This window comes from Candidatus Palauibacter sp., from assembly GCF_965216145.1.
Classification (GTDB): Bacteria; Gemmatimonadota; Gemmatimonadetes; order Palauibacterales; family Palauibacteraceae; genus Palauibacter.
In genome coordinates, this window is the sequence record NZ_OZ244149.1 from 171,348 (window position 1) to 191,834 (window position 20,487).

At 69.4% G+C, this 20,487-nt stretch carries 20 protein-coding genes and 1 tRNA gene; 3 read left to right on the forward strand and 18 right to left on the reverse strand.

What is annotated here, in order from left to right:
- Positions 1 to 28: 28 nt before the first annotated feature.
- The 6 genes from ACOOHF_RS00785 to ACOOHF_RS00810 all read right to left on the reverse strand — a co-directional run bounded on the left by ACOOHF_RS00785 (position 29) and on the right by ACOOHF_RS00810 (position 6,489).
- On the reverse strand, positions 29 to 2,053 hold the full coding sequence (locus ACOOHF_RS00785) for a penicillin-binding protein (RefSeq protein WP_420462999.1): 2,025 nt from the start codon (positions 2,051 to 2,053) through the stop codon (positions 29 to 31).
- Positions 2,050 to 2,391 carry a hypothetical protein gene (locus tag ACOOHF_RS00790; RefSeq protein WP_419936599.1) on the reverse strand — a complete coding sequence of 114 codons (342 nt, stop codon included), beginning with the start codon at positions 2,389 to 2,391 and terminating at the stop codon, positions 2,050 to 2,052. Before ACOOHF_RS00790 ends, ACOOHF_RS00785 begins: the two co-directional genes overlap by 4 nt.
- Complete coding sequence (gene rsmH / locus ACOOHF_RS00795; RefSeq protein WP_420463000.1) at positions 2,384 to 3,328, reverse strand: 16S rRNA (cytosine(1402)-N(4))-methyltransferase RsmH; 945 nt, start codon at positions 3,326 to 3,328, stop codon at positions 2,384 to 2,386. The genes ACOOHF_RS00790 and rsmH overlap by 8 nt, the downstream gene beginning before the upstream one ends.
- Positions 3,329 to 3,379: 51 nt before the next feature.
- Positions 3,380 to 3,811: a division/cell wall cluster transcriptional repressor MraZ gene (locus ACOOHF_RS00800; protein ID WP_419936597.1), complete on the reverse strand. Its 432-nt coding sequence runs from the start codon at positions 3,809 to 3,811 to the stop codon at positions 3,380 to 3,382.
- 207 nt (positions 3,812 to 4,018) lie between these two features.
- Positions 4,019 to 5,812, reverse strand: a complete 1,794-nt coding sequence (locus ACOOHF_RS00805) for a tetratricopeptide repeat protein (protein WP_420463001.1) — start codon at positions 5,810 to 5,812, stop codon at positions 4,019 to 4,021.
- Between the two features lie 218 nt (positions 5,813 to 6,030).
- On the reverse strand, positions 6,031 to 6,489 hold the full coding sequence (locus ACOOHF_RS00810; RefSeq protein ID WP_420463002.1) for an SRPBCC family protein: 459 nt from the start codon (positions 6,487 to 6,489) through the stop codon (positions 6,031 to 6,033).
- A 210-nt stretch (positions 6,490 to 6,699) separates the two neighbouring features.
- Here ACOOHF_RS00810 and ACOOHF_RS00815 point away from each other — a divergent pair, with 210 nt between their 5' ends.
- Entirely contained in the window at positions 6,700 to 7,584 is an 885-nt protein-coding gene (locus ACOOHF_RS00815) for an AAA family ATPase (RefSeq protein ID WP_420463003.1), read from the forward strand.
- Positions 7,581 to 8,720 carry a vWA domain-containing protein gene (locus ACOOHF_RS00820; RefSeq protein WP_420463004.1) on the forward strand — a complete coding sequence of 380 codons (1,140 nt, stop codon included), beginning with the start codon at positions 7,581 to 7,583 and terminating at the stop codon, positions 8,718 to 8,720. Before ACOOHF_RS00815 ends, ACOOHF_RS00820 begins: the two co-directional genes overlap by 4 nt.
- Before the next feature lie 67 nt (positions 8,721 to 8,787).
- Here the strand turns inward: ACOOHF_RS00820 and ACOOHF_RS00825 are convergent, their stop codons facing one another.
- Positions 8,788 to 9,081, reverse strand: a complete 294-nt coding sequence (locus tag ACOOHF_RS00825; RefSeq protein WP_419936592.1) for an HU family DNA-binding protein — start codon at positions 9,079 to 9,081, stop codon at positions 8,788 to 8,790.
- Positions 9,082 to 9,208: 127 nt separating this feature from the next.
- A complete protein-coding gene (locus ACOOHF_RS00830; protein WP_420463005.1) occupies positions 9,209 to 9,541 on the reverse strand; it encodes a hypothetical protein in 333 nt (110 codons plus the stop codon).
- A 170-nt stretch (positions 9,542 to 9,711) separates the two neighbouring features.
- Here ACOOHF_RS00830 and ACOOHF_RS00835 point away from each other — a divergent pair, with 170 nt between their 5' ends.
- Positions 9,712 to 10,815 carry a carboxylate-amine ligase gene (locus ACOOHF_RS00835; protein ID WP_419936590.1) on the forward strand — a complete coding sequence of 368 codons (1,104 nt, stop codon included), beginning with the start codon at positions 9,712 to 9,714 and terminating at the stop codon, positions 10,813 to 10,815.
- Here ACOOHF_RS00835 and ACOOHF_RS00840 read toward each other — a convergent pair whose 3' ends face one another.
- The 10 genes from ACOOHF_RS00840 to ileS all read right to left on the reverse strand — a co-directional run bounded on the left by ACOOHF_RS00840 (position 10,816) and on the right by ileS (position 20,443).
- On the reverse strand, positions 10,816 to 11,244 hold the full coding sequence (locus ACOOHF_RS00840) for a hypothetical protein (RefSeq protein WP_419936589.1): 429 nt from the start codon (positions 11,242 to 11,244) through the stop codon (positions 10,816 to 10,818).
- Entirely contained in the window at positions 11,244 to 12,620 is a 1,377-nt protein-coding gene (locus ACOOHF_RS00845; RefSeq protein ID WP_420464403.1) for an aspartate aminotransferase family protein, read from the reverse strand. The genes ACOOHF_RS00840 and ACOOHF_RS00845 overlap by 1 nt, the downstream gene beginning before the upstream one ends.
- 5 nt (positions 12,621 to 12,625) lie before the next feature.
- Positions 12,626 to 13,918 (reverse strand): Zn-dependent hydrolase, encoded by a 1,293-nt coding sequence (locus tag ACOOHF_RS00850; RefSeq protein WP_419936588.1) that lies wholly within the window; start codon positions 13,916 to 13,918, stop codon positions 12,626 to 12,628.
- 12 nt (positions 13,919 to 13,930) lie between these two features.
- Entirely contained in the window at positions 13,931 to 14,854 is a 924-nt protein-coding gene (locus ACOOHF_RS00855) for a CopD family protein (protein WP_420463006.1), read from the reverse strand.
- Between the two features lie 37 nt (positions 14,855 to 14,891).
- Positions 14,892 to 14,966 (reverse strand) — tRNA-Val (locus ACOOHF_RS00860).
- 24 nt (positions 14,967 to 14,990) lie between these two features.
- A complete protein-coding gene (locus tag ACOOHF_RS00865) occupies positions 14,991 to 15,215 on the reverse strand; it encodes a hypothetical protein (RefSeq protein ID WP_420463007.1) in 225 nt (74 codons plus the stop codon).
- Positions 15,216 to 15,255: 40 nt separating this feature from the next.
- Positions 15,256 to 16,239 carry an RluA family pseudouridine synthase gene (locus tag ACOOHF_RS00870; RefSeq protein ID WP_420463008.1) on the reverse strand — a complete coding sequence of 328 codons (984 nt, stop codon included), beginning with the start codon at positions 16,237 to 16,239 and terminating at the stop codon, positions 15,256 to 15,258.
- 1 nt (position 16,240) lies between these two features.
- On the reverse strand, positions 16,241 to 16,831 hold the full coding sequence (gene lspA, locus ACOOHF_RS00875) for a signal peptidase II (RefSeq protein ID WP_420463009.1): 591 nt from the start codon (positions 16,829 to 16,831) through the stop codon (positions 16,241 to 16,243).
- Positions 16,821 to 17,201, reverse strand: coding sequence for a TraR/DksA family transcriptional regulator (locus tag ACOOHF_RS00880; RefSeq protein WP_419936583.1), 381 nt, complete (start codon positions 17,199 to 17,201; stop codon positions 16,821 to 16,823). Before ACOOHF_RS00880 ends, lspA begins: the two co-directional genes overlap by 11 nt.
- Positions 17,198 to 20,443 carry an isoleucine--tRNA ligase gene (gene ileS, locus ACOOHF_RS00885; RefSeq protein ID WP_420463010.1) on the reverse strand — a complete coding sequence of 1,082 codons (3,246 nt, stop codon included), beginning with the start codon at positions 20,441 to 20,443 and terminating at the stop codon, positions 17,198 to 17,200. The genes ACOOHF_RS00880 and ileS overlap by 4 nt, the downstream gene beginning before the upstream one ends.
- Between the last annotated feature and the right edge of the window lie 44 nt (positions 20,444 to 20,487).

The following is a 20,487-nucleotide window of genomic DNA, read 5'->3' on the forward strand; positions in this document are numbered from 1 at the left end:
GTGCCGGCCGCCGGGCCGGCCGATCCGTTCACTTCAGCACGACGGTTTCGCCGCGAGCCAATTCGCTGCCCGGCGGCGGGCTCTGCGACGCGACCACGCCCCTTCCCTGCCACGCCACCCGCAGGCCGAGTCCGTGCAGCTGCGCCGCAGCCGCCCGTACGGACAGGCCCGTCAGGTCCGGAAGGGGGACGAGGCCTTCGGTCCCGAGATCCCCTCCCCACGGCTCCTCCGGGCCGCCAGCGCCGCTGGCGGCGAAGATGGCCCGCTCCGCCCCCTCCGCCGCGCGCGACGGGTCCGACCACGGCCGGGGGCGCGGGTCCGAGACCACGAGGCGCGGATCGAGCTGCACGCCATCGGCCGCCAGCGCCGCTTCGAGCGCGGCCTGACTCGTAGGCGCCGCGATCGCGCCGCCGTAGTAGACCCCGCCCTTCGGATCCTCGAGCCGCGTGAGGATCACGATCCTCGGGTCGTCCGCCGGCGCAAAGCCCACGAACGAGGCCCGGTAGCGGCCCAGCGCGTAGCGGCCGTCGACCGCGAGACGGGCGGTCCCGGTCTTGCCCGCCACGGCGAAGCGCGCCATCCGGGCCAGCGTGCCGGTCCCGTCGCGGACCACTTCTTCCAGCACGTCGCGAACCTGGGCCGCCACGTGTTCGGGGATCACGCGCCGCACGGCCTGAGGCTCGAAGCGCTCGACGACGCGTCCCGATGCGTCCCGCACTTCTCGTACCAGGCTCGGCTTCAGCAGGATCCCGCCGTTGGCGATCGCCCCGTAGGCGGCCGCGAGTTGCAGCGACGTGGCCGACATCTCGTAGCCGATCGCGTGGGAAGCCGGGCTGAGCGAAGTCCACGATTCCGGTCGGCTCAGGCGCCCGGGGGATTCGGCGAGGTACCCGACCTGCGTTCGCATTCCGAATCCGAAGTCGCGCAGATAGCGGTGCTGAACGGCCGACGGCAGACGCGCGGACAGTTTGGCTGCCCCCACGTTGCTCGACTTCGAGATGATCTCGCGGACCCGGAGCGTGTCATAGCCGTGGACATCGCGGATCACCCTGGACCCGATCCGCAGCTCGCCGCCCTCCACATCAACAACTTCGTCCAGATCGACGACGCCTTCGCTCAGGAGCGAGGCGAGCAGGAACGGCTTGGCCGTGGAACCCGGCTCGTAGGGATCGGAGAGCGCCGAGATCTGATCGGGCGCCCCGTCGGCGCGTTCGCTGGCCAGCGCCAGGACCTCTCCCGTGCGCGGATCGAGAAGGACCATGTCCCCCCCGCTGGCCCCGGTCTTCGTCAGGGCCCGGGCGAGTTCGTTCTCCGCGATCCGTTGCAGTTCCGCGTCGATGGTGAGGACGACATCGTGTCCGGGGACCGGCTCGATGACCTTCCCGCCGGACGGACGGTAGGTGTTCCGGCGGCCGTCGAACCGCACTTCCGCCTGGCCGGCCCGGCCGGCCAGCCACTCGTCGAGGGCGGCCTCGAGCCCCGTACCCCCTCGCCCGCTCGCGCCCACGGCGCCGATGAGCCGGCGGCCCATGCTTCGCGGATAGTCCCTCGCGGCGCGGCTCTCGAAGTATATGCCGTGCCCGATCGTGCGCTGCATGCGAACGCGTTCCTCGTCGCTGATGTCGCTCGCGACGAGCGACCATCCGCCCTCGGCCTCGGTGACGGCCCGTCGGCGGTCCGACGGCACGGGGACGACGGCCGCGACCGCCTCGACGGCGGCACTCCGCTCGAGCCTCAGTTCGTCTACGGCGAGGAAGGCCTGGTAGCGTGTATCGGGCGCCGCGAGCACGCGGCCGCGCCGATCCATGATTCTGCCCCGTGGAGCCGGCAGCGCCTCCCACTCGGCGCTCTGCTCCAGCTGGGCCCTGCGGTGCTCGTCCGCCTCGACGATCTGGAGTTCTCCCAGTCGTACGGCGTATCCGAGCGCGACGAGGGTGATCGCGACGCCGAGTACCCGATGCCTGATACGGTGCGTGCGGGAGAGGGCCGCCTCTCGCGCGTCGCCGGCGACTTCCGCGACCTCCGTGGTGCCGTGAATGCCGAACCGCGTCACCTGTCCCCTCCCTCCTCATCCCGTGAGCTCGTCGCATCGACCTGAAGCAGCTGCTCTTCCACCGCTGGCTGCAGTCCCAGCGCGCCCGCCGCGCGTTCGATCCGGGCCGGCGTCGTCAGGGAGTCCACCCTGGTGCGTGCCACATCGATCCGATCCGCGACGATTCGCGCCTCGGCTTCGAGGCCGCGAAGCTCCGCGGTCAGCCGCCGCCCTTCTTCTCCGCGACCAACCACCGTCACGAGAGAGGCGGCCAGCGCCAGAACCGCGAGGCTTGTGCCGGACCACCGGAGCAGGATCCGTCGCCGGACCGTCCGGGCGCCTCCCCTTTCGTCACCCATCCGCCAGCCGCTTCTCCCACGCTCTCAGTCGCGCGCTCCGCGCCCGGGGGTTCCGGGCCACCTCCTCCTCCGCGGGCCGCAGCGGCCGGCGCGTCAGCACTCGACCCAGCGACTCTCCCCGACACCGACACTCCGGCAGACCCGGCGGGCAGACGCACTCCGCGGACCACTCGCGGAACGCCCGCTTGACCACACGGTCCTCCAGCGAGTGGTACGAGAGAACCACGAGCCGTCCGCCCGGGGCGAGGCGGCCGCGGATTCCATCGAGCCCCTCGCCGAGCGCGGCCAACTCGTCGTTGACCGCGATTCGCAGGGCCTGGAACAACCTGGCCTTCCGCTTCTCCTGCACCGGACGACCCAGCACCGCGGACAACGCGGCCACCAGGTCGTTGCTCATGCTGAAGGACCGGATCTTCCTCCGCCGCACCACCTCACGTGAGAGCACCCGCCACCTGCGCTCTTCCCCATCACGGAAGACCCGGCCCAACTCGTGTTCGTCCGCCCGATTCAGCAGGTCGGCGGCAGACCTTTCGCGCCTCGTCTCATCCATCCGCATCCCGAGCGGAGTACCCGGACGAAACGAGAAGCCGCGCGCCTTCGTGTCGATCTGGTGCGACGAGACGCCCAGGTCCATCAGGGCCCCCGCCACGCCGTCCACTTCTGCCGCGAATTCCGGGCGTCCGAGGTCCCTGAAATTCGCCCGTATCAGCCTCACCCGTTTGCTCAGCGGCGCGAGCCGCCTCCTCGCGGCCTCGATCGCCTCCCCGTCCTGGTCGATTCCGATCACTCGCACGGCCGACCCGGTCTCCAACAGCCGGATCGCATGCCCCGCACCGCCGATCGTCGCGTCGAGGAAGACGCCCCCCCGTTCGGGGCGAAGTAACCGCGTTACTTCGTCCGGCATGACCGGCGTATGCCGGAACGTCTCCTCCGTCACTCCGTCAGCCTATCCTCGACTGCCCCCACCGTGCGGTGATCGGGTGACCCGTCAGGCGAACACTTTCTCTATCTGCCGCTCGAACTCCTCATCACTCGCGCTCGTCACGTTCTCGAACGTCTCCGGATCCCAGATCTGAACGTGGTTGATCGCGCCGACCACCAACGCTTCCGTCTCCAGCGCGACCGCCTTCCGCATCCTCTCCGGGATCAGGATCCGCCCCTGCGCGTCCGGCGAAACCTGGACTGCGCTCGCCGTGACCCGCAGCACATGGTGGCGGAAACGCGGCTGCCGACTCGACATCTCCCGCAGGTCGTCCTGCACGTCCCGCCACGCCTGCTCGGGATAGAGAGACAGCGCCTCGGGTTCGGTCTGGAGGAGGACGAACGGCTCGCCTTCCCGGCCCTTTCGAAAGGGCGCCGGTAGACTGACCCGACCCTGCGAGTCGAGCTGATGTCGATAACTCCCCAGAAAGCCCGGCAAATCGTGCCTTCGACATTCGTTTGGGTGTTCCTCCCAGAACGACCCCGTTTCCACCCACCGAGTGCCACTCTAGGCCCCTAGACGATGGGTGTCAACCCCTATTTACCCCATCTGATACCATCAGGAGGGGAAAAAAGTGCCCGGCCCGCGGAGAACGCGAGCCGGGCACCGGGCTGCGGAGCGCCTCCTTACGGGCGCTGCCTTGTCCTAACGGCTGCAGGAGGACTCGATGATCTGCTCCTGGCGATACAGCTGTACGTCGATCGCGTCGCGGATCTGCTGCTGGCTGGCCGCCTGATAGCTGCCCGACTGGTTCAGGTGCGATGTCACTCTCTGGAACGCGGTCAGCGCGTTCCGGGCCGGACCGCACGCCTCGTCGGCTTCGTTGCGCCCGTCGTAGGCGATTCCCTGCATGTAGTAGCCGAAAGCGAGGAAGAAGTGGATCTGATCCGAAGTCTGGGGCGTCTGGGCAAACTCGGCGGCGGCGGCGAAGAGTTCGATCGCCTTTGCGACCTCCCCCACGTCGATCGCCACAGGATTCGTATAGACCCCCATCTGAGCCTCGAAGTGTGTCACATGGGCCTGGGAGAAGATGGCGTTGGCCACCTGATCCGGGTCGGCGCCCGCGGCCACCGCGGCCTGAAAGTCCTCCACGGCCCCGGCGGTATCTCCCGCCTTTAGCTTCAGCGTGGCGAGCTGCTGGCGCCCATTCTCCACATCCGGGTTGTACTCGAGCGCCTGCTCGAGTTCCGCCACGCCGGTCGCGGGGTCCTCCAGGCGATCGTAGATCCTGGCGCGCGACGAGTGGACCTGGGCCATGAGGTCTTCTCTGGACATCTCGCCTTCGCCGTTCGCGCCGTCCGACCCCGCGATCGCCTCGAGGGCTCGATCGGAGAACGCGAGCGCGTTGTCGTACTCCTCGATGAGCATGTAGGCGTTCGTGGCGTTCGACAGCGTGGTGGGACTCACGGCGTCGCCCTGGAGCTCGACGAGTTTGCCGGACGCGTCGACGGCCTCCCGGATCATATCGGCATCCGTGACCTCACCCGCCGTCTGCCCCGCCTGGAGGGCCGCGCCGGCCAGGTACTCGAGCAGGTCCTCGTTGTCGGGGGCCCGCTCCACGCCGTCCTTGAGGAGCTGCACGGCCTCTCCCCAGCGCCCCGCCTGCGTGAGGTCGTAGGCGATCCGCATGCGCACTTCGACCCTGTCCGGCTGGAACCCGAGAAACTCCTGATAGTAGCGAAGCGACTCGGCGCCGTTGCCCAGCTGGGCGTGCGTGAACGCGAGAGCTTCGAGCGCTTCCGTACTCGACGGGTTCTCGTCCACGACCCACTGGAGGTCGGCCGCCGCGTCCGCCCACGCCTCGCTCAGCATGTGCGCCCGGCCGCGCAGATAATGGGCCCGTTCGCTCTCCGGGCTCAGCCTCAGCGCCGCGTTGCAGTTGCTGATCGCGTCGTTCGGCTGCTCCGAGGCGAGGTAATCCGCGCAGAACGCCAGCGACCGCGCGTACTCGACGGCGGTCCCGAGCTGCTCCATCGCATGCGCCGCCGCTTCCTCGTGGGAGTCGTCGTCCGCCACGACGAACGACCGCATCGGCAACTCGTCCCCGCTCGACGGCTCCGTGAATGTGATGTCCACCTCGACGACGCCGCCGGCCTGGGCCGCGGTCCCGAGCATGACGAGGCTGGCGTTCATCTGGATCGCCAGCTGCCGCCAGTCGATGGGGGTCATGGCTCTCTCGTCGAGGTCGAACTGGTCGATCAGATCCCGCGCATCGTCGCGTTCGATCGCCATGTAGCCGGGGAAGGTCTGGAGCGCCTCCCGGATCTCTTCGGCGATCCGCTCGCCGAAACGACGGTTGACCGGCTCGGTCACGGCCACGGTGGCGACCAGGATGGTGAGGTTGCCCGTCTGAGCCTCGAGGGCGCGAGGCGCCGTCGGGGCGGAGAGGACGGCGACCCCGGCTGCCACCCAGGACAGGATGTTGCGTGTGCTTCTCATCGAGTACCTCTGACCGTTCGTACGGAACACAGCGCACGGACCGGAATGCCGTGCAACACAACCAATCTAGCGACACCTCGTAACAGGAGGATCAAGGTCGATTAACGTGAGTCGGCGCTGTGCGCAAGACGCAGCCACACCTGCTTGGCTACCCCGCAGCGTCGCCGGGGTTCATGTGCCGCCGCCGCCGCTCCTGACACCGGGTGCCTAGCCAACTCTCATTGCGCCAGCTTCCGCTGGAGGCACCCCGTAAAGCGGCTGAACATAACATTCGCGACGGACTGAATCACCCCCCCGCGCCCGAACGAGGCCAGCCGCCCGGTGAGCGCGATCGACTGTGAGACCCGGATGCGGGTCCCTCCCTGCTCACGCTCCCGGAGATCGCTCTCCATCTTCATCCGCACGTTACCGCTCCCGCGTCTGTCCCTTCCCTCACCCGTCATCACCATGTGATGGCGCTCGGCGTCGAGTTCCTCGAAGTGGATCCGGCCCATGAAACGCATCCCGATCGGCCCCAGCGTGAGGCCGATCTCGCCCCGGAAGGTGCGCTCGTCAACGGCTTCGATCAGCCTCGCGCCCGGGAGGCACTCCACGATCCGCTCGGGATCCGTCAGGAACCCCCAGACTTTGTCGACGGGCTGAGGGACGTCGAAGCTGTTTTCGATCTCGATCGCCATCGCGTATGCCTCGGGAAGGGGCGGCGCCGATCGGCGCGCCGGTCCCGTCAGGTGTGCGGGGGAGCGCTTATATTGCCGCGCACGGGCGGCGCGCGGGCCGGAGACCCGAGCAAGCTGAGTTTGCGGCCGAGCGTCCGCAACCGGCGACGCACCTCCGACGGCCTTCGGCATCCCGCCCGGCCCTGTGAACGCGAGATGGAGGACGGAGCTTTGCGACCCGATATCGCGAGGATCGTCGAGGGACTCGAGTCGGTCGGCTATGTCGCGGACCGGACCATCGCCACGGCCGTGCATCTCGCCCTCGTGATGGAGAAGCCCCTCCTTGTCGAGGGCGCGGCGGGTGTCGGGAAGACCGAAATCGCGAAGGCCGTGGCTTCCTGGCTCGGCACGGAACTCATACGCCTCCAGTGCTACGAGGGGCTCGACCTTCCCACGGCCGTCTACGAATGGAACTACCAGAAGCAACTCCTTCACATACGCCTTCAGGGCCGTGACGGGGACGCGGACGCGGTGCAGCGGACGATCTTCGGGCCCGGCTTCCTGCTCGAACGCCCCCTCCTGCGAGCGATCCGCTGCGAGGAGCGGCCGGTCCTGCTGATCGACGAGGTGGATCGGGCGGATGAAGAGTTCGAGGCGTTCCTGCTCGAACTCCTGTCGGATTTTCAGGTGTCGATCCCGGAGCTGGGCACGATCGCGGCACGCACGCGGCCCGTCGTCCTCCTGACCTCCAACGGTACGCGCGAACTGTCCGACGCCCTGCGGCGACGTTGTCTCTACCTGTGGATCGACTATCCCGAGCCGGAGCGCGAGGTGGCAATCCTCAGGCGACGGCGGCCGGAGATCGGACGAACTCGCGCGCACGAGGCGGTGGGGCTGGCCCAGCGGCTGCGGCGGGAGCGGCTGGCCAAGCCGCCCGGCGTGGCGGAGACCCTCGACTTCGCCGCTGCCCTCGAGGCGCTCGGAGCGGATGGGCTGGGGCCCGAAACGGCCCGCGACGCGATCGGGGCGCTCGTCAAGGACCCGAACGATCTCGCCGGGCTCACGGTGGAGCGCCTCGAGGCGTTGCTCGCCCCCTCGCGAGACGCGGAGAGGTGACGCCGGAGCGGGTCGCCGAGCTGGGCCGGCGGCTGCGCGGCGAGGGCGTCGACTGCGCGCTCTCCGAATCCACCTCCGCGCTCGCCGCGCTCGAGTACCTCGACGGCGGCGATGCCGAGGACGTGCGGGTCGGGCTCGGGGCCGCGTTCTGCTCGAGCCCCGCCGACCTGGCGATCTTCGAGCGGTGCTTCTGGCCCTGGTGGCGGAGGGAGCGCGCGCCCACGCCGGCCGATGACCTCCTGTCGAAGGCCCGTTCGGCGCCGAGGCCCCCGCCGCCCGTCGGCGGGCTCTCGTCGCCGGATCGCCCGGGCGCCGCGGCCCGGGACGAAGAGGCCGGATCGGACCCGGACGACCCGGATTCGAGCCCGCGGCCGATCGGCGCGGCGTACAGCGCGTCCGACTCGCTCGCCCGGCGCTCGTTCGCGTCGATCGGCAGGGACGAACTCCGCGAGGTCGATGCCTGGCTCGACCGGCTGATGGTCCGGCTGTCGACCCGACGCAGCCGGCGTCTCGAGCCCGGCGGCCGGCGCGGCCCCATCGACGTCCGCAGGACGCTCCGTTCGGTCGTGGCGCACGAGGGCGAACTCGTCCGCCTCGCGAGACGGCGCCGGCGCCACGTCCCGCCGCTGCTCGTCGTCCTCTGCGACGTGAGCGGCTCCATGGAGCGCTACAGCCGCTTCCTGTTGCGCTTCCTGCTGGGGTGTGGTCGCGCACGGGACATCCAGACCTTCGCGTTCAGCACCCGCCTCACGCACCTCACGCCCTGGCTGGCGGGCGAGAGCATCGACCCGGCCCTGGACCGCCTGCGCGCGCGGGGCTGGTCGAGCGGGACCCGGATCGGGGAGTGTCTGGAGACGTTCGTGACCCGGCACGGCCAGCGCATGCTGGGGCGGCGAACCCTGGTGCTCATCCTCTCGGACGGACTCGACCAGGGCGAGACCGAGCCGCTCGAACGCGCCATGCGGCGGATCCAGCGCGGGGCCCGGCGCGTGATCTGGCTGAACCCGCTCCTCGAAAGCTCACGCTACGCACCCGAGGCGCGCGGCATGAGCGCCGCCCTCCCCTACGTGGATCACTTCCAGTCGGGACACAGCCTCGAAGCGCTGCGAGCGCTCCCGGAACTGCTGAGGTTGTAGGGGTAAGGCTGCGATTGGGGGGGGGCAGCGAGGCCCGAGCAGGAGGGCCCCGCCGCCCTCGCGGGCCTCAGACCCGGACGCGGTCCTTCAGCCCCTTGCCCGCCTTGAAGGTGGGAACGTTCATGGCGGCAATCTGGATCGACTCGCCCGTCTGCGGGTTGCGGCCCATGCGCGCCTTGCGGTGACGCGTCCCGAACGTGCCGAAACCGGTGAGCGTGAAATCGCGGCCGGCGTCGAGTTCGACTGCGATGATGCCCTTCCCGGGGTCGGTCGAAAAAATGCAGTCGATGACATCGCGTGCCCCGGCTTTGCTGAGCCCTGCTTGCGAGGCGAGCTTCGCCGCGAAATCGTCCTTGGTCATCCTGTTTTCTCCTGTAAAGAGTTTCTCCGGCGAGCGAACGAAGCGCCCATAATTCTCGCTGTGACCATATCGTGCAAGTCCCGGGCAGGCGGCCGCCTGCTCGCAACCCGGGCGCGGTGCGGCGCGGCTAGTGCATGTCGGCCGAGAACACCTTCCGCGCCATCGTCACCCCGACCAGCCCGAAGACGAGCCTGCCGATCCGCCCGATGAGCATGGTCGGGATGGCGGTCGGAAGGATTGTGCCCCACACCGTGCTCAGGAAGCCGCTCTCCCCTCCGAGCCCGAAGAGCCCGACGAGGGCGAATCGCAAGAGGGCGAAGATGCCGAGGAAGACGGCGAAGTTCAGCAGCAGGCCGAGCGCCTGCCGGCCGGCGGAGCCGGTCTCCGCATCGTACACGCCGCCGAAGAAGACGGCGCCCACGAGCCAGAAGACGCAGATCGCGAAGAGCCAGTGGATCAATGGAGCCTCCGTGTCGGGAAACGGGATGGAATCGCCGCACGATAAGATACGGCGTTTCCGGCGATCGTCGAAAGTCCGCCGAGGGTGTCGACGGCCGGAGACGCGACGTTTATCTTCGCGACGCTCCGCCGGCCACCGACGCATGAATCTCTCCACTCGAGAGGCTCGCCATGAAAGCCCCTTCCCTCACGCTCGGCGTTGAAGAGGAATACCAGATCGTTCACCCGGAGACCGGCGAACTCACGTCGTTCATCACGGAGATCCTCGAGGGGGACGACGAGGCTCGCGAGGAGATCCATCCGGAGCTGCACCAGGCCTGCGTGGAGACGGCGAGCCGCGTCTGCCGGGACGTCGGCGAGGTCCGCGCCGAGGTCGTGCGCATGCGCCGACTCGTCACCGAGAGGGTCGCCGTGAAGGGACTCCGGATCGTGGCCTCCGGCACCCACCCGTTCTCGAACTGGGAGCAGCAGGACATCACGCCGCTCGACCGGTACGCCGGACTGAGGGAGGACCTTCAACAGGTCGCCGAACGCAATCTCATCTTCGGCACCCACATCCACGTCGGGATCGAGGACCGCGACTTCCTGATCGACACCATGAACGTGTCACGATACTTCCTCCCGCACGTGCTCGCGCTCTCGACGAGTTCGCCCTTCTGGGAGGGGTCGAAGACCGGACTCCACTCGTACCGGAGCATCATCTGGCGCAATTTCCCGCGCACCGGCATCCCCATGCGCTTCGGGAGCTGGAGCGAATACAACCACTTCATCGAAACCATGGTCCGCTCGAACACGATCCAGGATTCGAGCAAGATCTGGTGGGATGTGCGCCCGAATCACAGCTTCCCGACGCTGGAGTTCCGCGTGTGCGACATGTGCACGCGCGTGGAGGAAGTCGTCTGCATCGCCGCGATCTTCCAGGCCATCGTCGCGAAACTGTGGAAGCTGCGGCGCGACAACCTCACGTTCCGCCTCTATCCCGAAGTCCTCGTGGCCGAGAACAAGTGGCGCGCGGCCCGATACGGGCTCACGGGAAAGCTCATCGACTTCGGCCGTCAGAGCGAACACCCGGCCGCCGACCTCATCATAGAGATACTCGAGTGGTTCCTCGACGACGTGATCGACGAACTGGGCAGCCGGGCGGAAGTGGAATACGCGCTCCACATCCTGAAGGAGGGGTCGAGTTCGGCCCGGCAGCTCGCCGTGTTCGAAGAGACGGGCGACATCCGCGACGTCGTCACGCACCTCATCGGGGAGACGGTCGAGGGGGTCTGATCAGGGGAGGCGGAACTCCGTCTCGGCGAGGATCCAACTGCAGCGGGAACGCCTCGGCGACGGCGCGAGGTGCTCGGCGACGATCTCGCCCTCCATGCGGATTTCGGCACGGACGGGCCGGGGCGGGCAGCCTCCAGCCCCGGCGCGAAGCCACAGGCGTGTGCCCGGGTCGGCGCCGAAGTCCATGTCCCATTCGCCGACGATGTCCCGGGCCCGGAGCACACCCTCCTCGTCGATGTACTGGACGCGGCACTCATCGCTCACGCTGCACGAGACGTAGTACTGGACCCGGTAGGCGTATTCAGGGGCTTCCGCTCCCGGAGTGACCCCCGGACCCGCGTCGCGGGGCGCCGTCGCGCAGGCGGCGGCGCTCGCGCCGAGAGCCGCCGCGAGGGCCACCCGCCGTGCGGGGGGTCGGCCGGCCCCCATCACATCATGCCGAGGTCCCGGGCCGTGCGGTCGATCCCCGCCCGGGCCTTCGTGACCAGTTCGTCGATCTCTTCCCCGGTGATCGTGAGCGGCGGACTCGTGCACATCACGTCCCGCATGGACCGGAAGATGACGCCCTCGTCGTAGAGGTGTTCGTGGCAGAGCGCGCCCACCTGGCCGACAGGGTCGAACAGCTCCCGCGACGCCTTGTCCTTCGACAGCTCGAGGCTCCCGAGGAGTCCGACGCCCCGCACCTCCCCGACGAGAGGGTGGTCCGCCAGTTCCCGCAGCCGGGCCTGGAAGTAGGGCCCGGTGTCCTCCCGGACCCGTTCCACGACCCCTTCCTCCTTCATGAGCCGGATGTTCTCGAGCGCGACGGCGGCCGCCGCGGGGTGTCCGGAATAGGTGTAGCCGTGCGGGATCACGCCTCCCCCGGACAGGACGTCGAACACCGCGTCGGTCATGAGGACGGCGGACATCGGCAGGTAGCCGGATGTGAGCCCCTTGGCGATCGTCATGAGATCGGCATCGATCCCGAACTTCTGAGCGCCGAACCACTCGCCGGTGCGGCCGAAGCCCGTGATCACCTCGTCACACACGAGGAGGACGTCGTTCGCTCGGCAGATGCGCTGAATCTCGGGCCAGTAGTTGTCGGGCGGCACGATGACGCCGCCCGCGCCGATGACCGGCTCCCCGATGAAGGCGGCCACCCGGTCCGCGCCGAGTTCGGCGATCCTGTCCTCGAGCGCCTTCGCGGCCCGCGCCCCCGTCTCTTTCGGGGTTTCTCCAGCCTCCCCCATCGCGAACCAGTACGGCGGCATGATGTGCTCGAACCCGGGCAGGGGGAGGTCTCCCACCGCGTGCATGGCCTCGAATCCGCCCAGGCTGGCGGCGGCCATGGTGCTCCCGTGGTACGCGTACGTGCGGCTGATGAACGTCTTCTTGGCGGGCTTCCCCTGGAGGTCCCAGTACCGGCGCACGAGGCGGACGATGGTGTCGTTGGCCTCGGAGCCGGAACTCGAGAAGAAGGCGTGCGCGATCCTGCCCGGCGTGAGTTCCGCGAGCACGCGCGACAACTCGATCGTCGGGGGAGACGCCGTCCGGAAGAAGGTGTTGTAGTAGGGCAGCTCGACCATCTGGTCGTAGGCCGCGCGGGCCAGTTCCTCGCGCCCGTAACCGAGATTGACGCACCACAGGCCCGCCATGGCGTCGAGGATGCGGCGACCCTCGGAGTCGATCAGGTGACGGCCCTCGGCCCCGACGATGACCCGCGTCCCCTTCTCCGCGAGGATGCGGGGGTCGACGAAGGGATGGACGTGGTGGCGCCGATCGATTTCCTGCCAGGTCGCGGTGTCGGTCGAAGCCGTGTTCGTGATCGCGGTCACGCGCTGCCTCCGGGGCTGGTGTTGGACGCGGGGTAAGATATGGGACGGCGGCGCTGGCCGCCCGCCAGGCGAAGGGCCGCGTGGAGGAGCACGTTCGCCCCCGCTTCCGCCTGGGCCGGGGTGATCCGCTCCGCCTCGTTGTGGCTCACGCCGCCCTCGCAGGGGACGAAGATCATGCCCGTCGGCGCGATGTCGCTCGTGTGTACGGAGTCGTGGCCGGCCCCGGCCATGAGCGGCATCGAACGGTAGCCGCAGTGCTCGGCGGCGGCGCGCACGGCCTCGATGCAGCGATCGGAGAAGCGGACCGCGGGTGACCGCCATACCGCGTCGAGACGCCATTCGGCGCCGCGTTCGGCGCAGGCGCTCGCCGCCTCCTCCCGCAGGCAGTGTTCCATGTCGTCGAGCGCGCGGTCTTCGGGATGACGGATGTCCACGCTGACGCGGACCTGGCCGGGCACCGTGTTGCGCGAGGCCGGCGTCGCCGCCAGGACGCCGAAGGTCAGCCGTCCGTGCGGCGCGAACTCGCTCTCGACCCGGCGATACAGCTCGACCAGCGCCCGGCCGAGGGCCGCCACGGGGTCCGTCCGGCTCGGCATCGGGGTGGGTCCGGCGTGTGCTTCCTCGCCGATCAGCGTGAGGTCGAACCAGCGGGTCCCCTGAACGCCCGTCACGATGCCGATCTCGCAGCCGCGCTCCTCGAGGATCGGACCCTGCTCAATGTGCAGCTCGAGGTACGCCGCCAGGGGGCGTCCGCCGACGGGCGTCGGCCCGCGGTAGCCGATCCGATCGATGGCATCGGCCACCGTGACCCCATCGGGGTCGCTCGTCCTCAGGGCGTCGGCCAATTCGAACCGGCCCGAGAATACGCCCGACCCCATCATGGCCGGCGCGAAACGCGCGCCCTCCTCGTTCGTCCAGTTCGCGACCTCGATGGGGACCGCCGTCGCGATGCCGTGCTCCTCGAGGGTCTGCACGACCTCGAGCGCCGCGAGGACGCCGAGCGGGCCGTCGAACCGCCCCCCCGTGGGCTGGCTGTCGAGGTGGCTCCCCAGAACGACCGGCGGACGCGCATCGTCCGTGCCCGCGCGGCGGGCGAACATGTTGCCGATTCCGTCGATCGAGACGGCGAGACCCAGCGACACCGCCCAGGCGCGGAACCGATCGCGCGCCCGGCGGTCGTCGTCGCTCAGCGCGAGGCGGTGGACGCCACCGGCCGCGGTCGCGCCGATGCGCGCCATCTCCTCGAGTCGCCGCCAGAGCCGTCCGCCGTCGACGCGAAGTTCAGACACCGGCGCCACCCGTCACTCGTGTGCGGGCGGCGGGGTCACGGTCAGCACCGCCGTGACGAGGAGGAGAGCGAGCGCGGCTCCCAGTTCCAGAGCGACGGTCGGCGGAAGACGAGCCGGCTGTTCGGACGCCCGAACCCGGTCCCGGGACCGTTTCCAGTTGTACGCGCCGCCACCGATGACCACGAGCAGGACGAGGAGCTTGAGGCTCAGACGCCGGCCGTAGGGTTCCGTCCACAGCGACGAGACCGCCCCCAGATGCAACCAGGCCGCGAACAGGCCGGTGGCCCCGATGACCGCCGCGGAGCCCAGGGCGAGCGGCGAGAACGCCGTGATCCAGTCCACGATCCGCGTTCGGGAGATCACCGCGCCGTGCCGTCGGCCCAGGTGCAGCACACCCGCCATGACGGCGAGCGTACCGAGCCAGACGCCGCCCGCCGCGACATGGAATACGTCGGCCGAGATCGCGGCCGTGACGTAGTGTTCGGCGCCCGTCGCGTGCCCGGAGAGCGCCGGCGTGTAGGCGAGGAGAACGACCCCGGCGGTGGCCAGCACCCAGCCGGGTTCCGCCACGCGACCGGGCTTGGAGGCGAGCGTGAACGCGAACGCCGAGATCGCGGTCGCGGTGATCTGGGCGATCCAGGCCCGGCCCCACGAGGTGCGGGTCACGAGCAGACGGATCTCCGCCCAGAGCGGCTCGAAGGGATCGCGAAATACGGCGACCTCCGCCGCGAGCCGGCCCAGCGCCCCGAGCGCGACGGCGAGAAGCGCCAGGCGGCCGATCCGGGCCGCGAGTCCCGCCGGGTCGACGGACGCGTCACCCTCGCTCGGCGGGCCGAACCCGGGGAACCGCCTGAGGACCACGAGCCGGAAGGTCACCGCCCCCACCGCCGCGAGGAGGCCGGCGAACAGCGCCCAGCGCGATACCGTTCCGATCAACGACCACATGTCGGGCCCGGGCCTTCTTTCTGGCGGATGGGCGAAGAGGGATTCGAACCCCCGACCTCCTGCTTGTAAGGCAGGCGCTCTGAACCGGCTGAGCTATTCGCCCCCTGGGTTTCCCGCCGGCGGGCTGCTAGCCGAGTCGCCGCCAGCCGAGAATCAGTCCGGCGGGGAGGAGCACTGCGTAGCCGAGCATGAGGAGGAGCGGCGCGGCGGTCACGGATCCGCCATCGAGCAGCACGTACCCCAGCACGATCGATGCCAGGCCCAGGGCGAACGCCGCGTAGTTGGCAGGCCCGAACTGGAGCCCGCGGGCGGGGGTCCGTCCCGTCTTCCGGTCGCGTCGTCCCTGTGTCATGCGCGCACCCTAGATGCCCTTCCCGGACTCGTCAACCGCGTCACGAAGTGGAACGGGCCCATTCCACGACCTCCAGCAGGGGCGATGGCAGGGGCGATGCGAACGATAGTTCCTCTCCCGTGACGGGGTGCTCGAAGGCCAGATGCGCTGCGTGCAGGAAGAGTCGCGCCGCCCGGCGCCGGAACTCCTCCGCCCAGCGGCCGCCCGCGCCGCCGAACCCCCGTTCCCAACCCGGCGCGTAGATCGGATCCGCCACGACCGGGTGTCCGACGGACTTCAGGTGTACGCGCACCTGATGGGTCCGTCCCGTCCCGAGTCGTACCGCGACGAGGTCGGCCGCGTTCCACCGCTCCAGTCGCCGGAAGTGGGTCGTCGCGGGGCGACCGGCCTCCCGCACGGCCATCCGCTTCCGGTCGCGGCGGTCGCGGCCGATGGGCCGGTCGACCGTGAACCGGTCTCGTTCCAGGTGCCCCCAGGCCGCCGCCAGGTATCCCCGTTCGATCTCGCGGCGCCGGAGGGCGGCCGCGAGTCGACGATGCGCCCCATCCCGCCTGGCCACCAGCATGAGCCCGCTCGTGTCCCGGTCCAGACGGTGCACGATCCCCGGTCTGCGGTCGCCCCCGATGTTCGAGAGGCCGTCCAGATGGAAGAGGAGCGCGTTCACGAGCGTGCCGCGCGGGTGCCCGGGCGCCGGGTGGACGACGAGCCCGGCCGGCTTTTCCACCACCGCCAGATGCTCGTCCTCGTACCGGATCTCGACGGGGATGTCTTCGGGCTCGAGGCGGGTGGGGACGGCGGGCGGCAGATGGACTTCGATGCGATCGCCGGCCCGGGGCAGGTATCCCTTTCTCGTGGCGCGGCCGTTCACCGTCACGTGGCCATCGGCGATGAGCTGGGCGACCCGGGTGCGACTCAGCGCCAGAGGCTCGCACAGAAACCGGTCGAGCCGCTCGGCCGACGCGTCTTCGATCTCGATGAATCGCCGGTCGCCGGCCCCTGTCGCGCCGGAGTCGGCCGGACTCACCTCACCCGTGGTCCGTCCCCGCCGCCTCGGCCGCTTCGCGCGCTTCCCGGCGACCCTCGAGCCAGAACGAGATGAGGAGGAGCACCGCACCGACGGTGACGCCGGAGTCCGCGATGTTGAAGACGGGGAAGCGATGGGTACCGATCCCGAAATCGAGGAAATCCACCACACCCTGCTCGAGCCGGATGCGGTCCCAGATGTTGCCGAGGGCGCCGGCCGCAACCAGCGAGATCGCCAGGACCCGCAGCCGGTCCGAAGACGGCGTGCCGCGATAGATGAAGCCCAGCACGCCGAGCGCGATCAGCGAGAGGAGGAGAAAGAAGATCCGGGAATGCTCGCCGATGTCGAGACCGAACGCCGCGCCCCGGTTGTGGGTGTAGGTGAAGCGGAAGAAGTCGCCGATCACCGGCGCCTGTCCGTAGAGCTCGAACGTGTTCATGACCCACGCCTTGGTCATGACGTCGAGCGTGAGCACGACCGCGATCGGGACCAGCGTCAACCAGAGTCTGACGGCGATTCCCCTGCCGGGGGCGCCCGGCAGGCCGGGATCCGGGGTGGGGCCATCCGCCCTTTCGGAGGGGTCAGCCGGCACTCGTTTCTTCCTCCTCCTTGCAGCGGATGCAGAGCCTCGCATGCGGCAGGGCATCGAGGCGCTCGAAGCTGATCTCCTCACCGCAGTGCTCGCACGTCCCGAACGCCTCGGGGGCCCGATAGAGTCGCCTCAACGCCTCGTCGATGTGGTAGAGGTGCCGACCCTCCTTGCTGGCGAAGAGGAACGCCTTCTCCCGCTCCATGGCATCGGTTCCCTGGTCCGCCATGTGGAAGCTGTAGGCGGCCAGATCGCTGTCACCACCCTGAAGCGCGCTCGTGAAGGAATCGTCGTACTGCCCGATCTCCCTCGTCGCGCGCGAGCGTGCCTTCAGCAGCCTCTTCTCCAGGTGCTTCCGCTGTTCCCTGTTCATCCCCAGCCATCGATGTCGCGGCTGTCGCCGCGGGTACGTTCGACTCCGATGCCGACCTCGAACTCGCCGATCTTCACCCATCTCGTTTCCAGGCCGCCCAGGCTATCCGCCCCGATCCTCACCTCCACCGCCAGCGTCTCGCCGGCGATGTATCCGGAATGCGTCGCGGCCGCACCCTCCAACGCCTCCGGGCCCGCGATCGCGAGCCGGATGCGATCGGCGACTTCGAGCGCCGCCTCACGCCGCAGCCGCTGCACACGGTTCACGATCTCCCGTGCGTAGCCCTCGGCGCGCAGGCCGTCGTCGATCTCCGTGTCCAGCGCCGCGAGATACCCGCCGTCGCTCGCCACGGCCAGATCCGTGCGCGTCTCCTCGAGGATCGCGACATCTTCGGGCTCGACCCGCACCCGATCTCCGCCGAGTTCGATCTCGATCGTCCGACCCGTCTTCAGTCGCCGCAGCACCGGCGTCTCGAGCTCGCCGATCGCTCTGGCCACGGCCGGCGTGCGCACCCCGTGTTTCGGACCCAGCATCCCGAACCGGGGTTTTGCGTACAGCCGGGTAAGATCTTCGCTTTCCCCGAACCACACAACCTGTTTGACGTTCAGTTCCTCTCGCACGAGCGCCGCCATCGAGTCGGGGAGCCTCCGCCCCCCCGGGAGGACGGCCTGGAGCGCGCGCAGCGGCTGCCGGGTGTGGATCCCCGCCTTGTCCCGGGCGGCCCGGCCCAGTGCCACGAGGCGGCGGACGTCCCCCATCGCCTGCTCGAGTTCCGGCTCGCCCCGGCCCTCCGCCTTCGGGAAGTCGGCCAGGTGCACCGACCGGTCGTCCGCGAGGGCGCGGTGCAGCCAGTCCGACATGAACGGAGCAAAGGGGGCGAGCAGCCGCGCCGCGGTGACCAGGCATTCGTGGAGCGTCGCGAAGGCGTCCGCGCTCGCGGCGGAAGCGTCCGGCCGCGTCGCCCAGAACCGGTCGCGGCTGCGGCGGACGTACCAGTTCGACACGTCGTCCAGCACGAACTCCTGGATCGCGCGAGCGCCCGCGGTCAGATCGAACCCGGCCAGCGCTTCGTCCACCGTCCTCACGACGCCGTCGAGGCGGGCCAGCACCCAGCGGTCCAGTTCGTTCCGCCCGGCGACCGGCGCCGCCCGCGGCGTGGCGTGGGACCAACCCTCCTCGTTCGCGTACAGGGCGAAGAACCGGTACGTGTGCCGGAGCGTCGCGAACAGCTTGCGGTCGGTCTCGCGAAGCGCCGACGGATCCCACCGCTTCGACACCCACGGGTTGGAGGAGGAGAGGAAGTAGAAGCGGGTGACGTCCGCACCGTACGTATCGAGCGCGTCCCGGGGGTCGACCGCGTTCCCCCTGGACTTCGACATCTTGCGTCCCTTCGCGTCGAGGACCTGGTCGTTGACGATGACCGCCCTGAACGGCGCCCGGTCGAAGAGGATCGTGGACAGGGCGAGCAGCGAATAGAACCAGCCGCGCGTCTGGTCGATCCCCTCCGCGATATAGTCCGCCGGAAAATACCGGTCGAAGGTGTCGCGGTTCTCGAACGGGTAGTGCCACTGGGCGTACGGCATCGACCCCGAGTCGAACCATGCGTCGGCGACCTCTGGGACGCGGCGCATGCGTCCGGCACAGCCATCGAACTCGCAGTTCCATTCGTAGCCGTCGATGCCCGGCCGGTGGGGATCGAAGTCGTCGGGCAGCCCGCCCGTCCGCCGACCGAGTTCGGCGAACGATCCGAGCACGGTCCGGTGTTCCTCATCCTCCGAGCAGAGCCAGATGGGCAGCGGCGTGCCCCAGTAGCGTTCGCGGGAGAGGGCCCAGTCGACGTTGTTCTCCAGCCACTCGCCCATGCGCCCGGATCCGGTCTCGGGCGGGTGCCAGTCGATCGCCGCGTTGTACTCGAGGAGCCGGTCCTTCACCGCGGTCGTGCGGATGTACCAGGAGTCGCGGGCCATGTAGAGGAGCGCGCTGTCGCAGCGCCAGCAGTGCGGATAGCTGTGCTCGTACATCTCGCGCAGGTATAGCTGGTCGTGGGCCACGGCCCACTCGCGGATCGCGCGCTCCGTCTCCGTGTCCTTGACGTGCCGCCCGGCGAGCCCGCCCGGCACGCTTTCAAGGAACCGGCCGTCCCCCCCCACGGTGTGCTGCATGGGAAGCCCGACGCGCTGTCCGAGCCGGAAATCGTCCTCCCCGTACATCACGGCCGTATGGACGACCCCGGTGCCTTCGTCCACCGTCACGAAGTCCGCCTCGACCACCGTCCACGCGGCCTCGTGCCCGTCGCCGTCGACCGCGCCCGGGAAGAGCGGCCGATAGCGCAGCCCGGCCAGTTCCGCGGCGCGCACCTCCCGCACGATCTCGTACGGGTGTCGCAGGACCGCCTCGATCCGGTCGCGCGCGAGGATGAGGACCTCGCCCGGCGCGGCACCCCCGGGTCCGTCGTGAGCCCGGAGGGCGGCGGTACCGGCCTCGGGGTCGGCGAGGACGCGCACCCGGGCGTACGCGATGTCGGGACCGATGGCGAGCCCGAGGTTCCCCGGCAGCGTCCACGGCGTCGTGGTCCAGCTCAGGATCCGGGCGTCATCGGGGTCGTCCACGAGGTGGAACTTCATGTAGACGGCGGGCTCGTTCACGTCCTGGTAGCCCTGCGCGACCTCGTGGCTCGAGAGTCCGGTTCCACACCGCGGACAGGTCGGGATGACGCGATAGCCGCGGTACAGCAGGCCGCGCTTCTCGATCTCGGACAGCGCCCACCAGCCCGACTCGATGAAGTCCGACGAATACGTGACGTACGGGTCGCCGTAGTCCAGCCAGTAGCCGATGTCCCGCGACAGCCGTTCCCATTCGTCCTGGTATCGGAACACGTTGCGGCGACACGCGTCGTTGAATTTCCGGATCCCGAAGCGCTCGATGTCCGGTTTTCCGGACATCCCGAGCGAGCGTTCGACTTCGAGTTCCACCGGCAGCCCGTGGGTATCCCAGCCGGCTTTCCGCAGAACGTGGCGGCCCGTCATGGTCCGGTACCGCAGGACGGCGTCCTTGATCGTACGCGCGAGGATGTGATGGACGCCGGGATCGGCGTTCGCCGTGGGCGGACCCTCGTAGAACACGAAGTCCTTCGCGTCGGCGCGCGCCGCGAGGGTCCGCTCGAACGTCTTCTCTTCGTCCCAGCGTCCGAGTATTTCGGCTTCGAGCCCGCGTACGGACTCCGGTATTGGCCGGTAGGCCATCGGGGTGCTCCATCGAATCTGCAAAGGTGGTCCAGGGAACGGCG

What these genes read in the sequence shown, in the direction of transcription:
- ACOOHF_RS00790 (WP_419936599.1), bottom strand. Translation starts at nt 2,391, where the DNA reads ATGGGTGACGAAAGGGGAGGCGCCCGGACGGTCCGGCGACGGATCCTG.
- ACOOHF_RS00805 (WP_420463001.1), bottom strand. Translation starts at nt 5,812, where the DNA reads ATGAGAAGCACACGCAACATCCTGTCCTGGGTGGCAGCCGGGGTCGCC.
- ACOOHF_RS00810 (WP_420463002.1), bottom strand. Translation starts at nt 6,489, where the DNA reads ATGGCGATCGAGATCGAAAACAGCTTCGACGTCCCTCAGCCCGTCGAC.
- ACOOHF_RS00825 (WP_419936592.1), bottom strand. Translation starts at nt 9,081, where the DNA reads ATGACCAAGGACGATTTCGCGGCGAAGCTCGCCTCGCAAGCAGGGCTC.
- ACOOHF_RS00835 (WP_419936590.1), top strand. Translation starts at nt 9,712, where the DNA reads ATGAAAGCCCCTTCCCTCACGCTCGGCGTTGAAGAGGAATACCAGATC.
- ACOOHF_RS00840 (WP_419936589.1), bottom strand. Translation starts at nt 11,244, where the DNA reads ATGGGGGCCGGCCGACCCCCCGCACGGCGGGTGGCCCTCGCGGCGGCT.
- ACOOHF_RS00865 (WP_420463007.1), bottom strand. Translation starts at nt 15,215, where the DNA reads ATGACACAGGGACGACGCGACCGGAAGACGGGACGGACCCCCGCCCGC.
- ACOOHF_RS00880 (WP_419936583.1), bottom strand. Translation starts at nt 17,201, where the DNA reads ATGAACAGGGAACAGCGGAAGCACCTGGAGAAGAGGCTGCTGAAGGCA.
- ileS (WP_420463010.1), bottom strand. Translation starts at nt 20,443, where the DNA reads ATGGCCTACCGGCCAATACCGGAGTCCGTACGCGGGCTCGAAGCCGAA.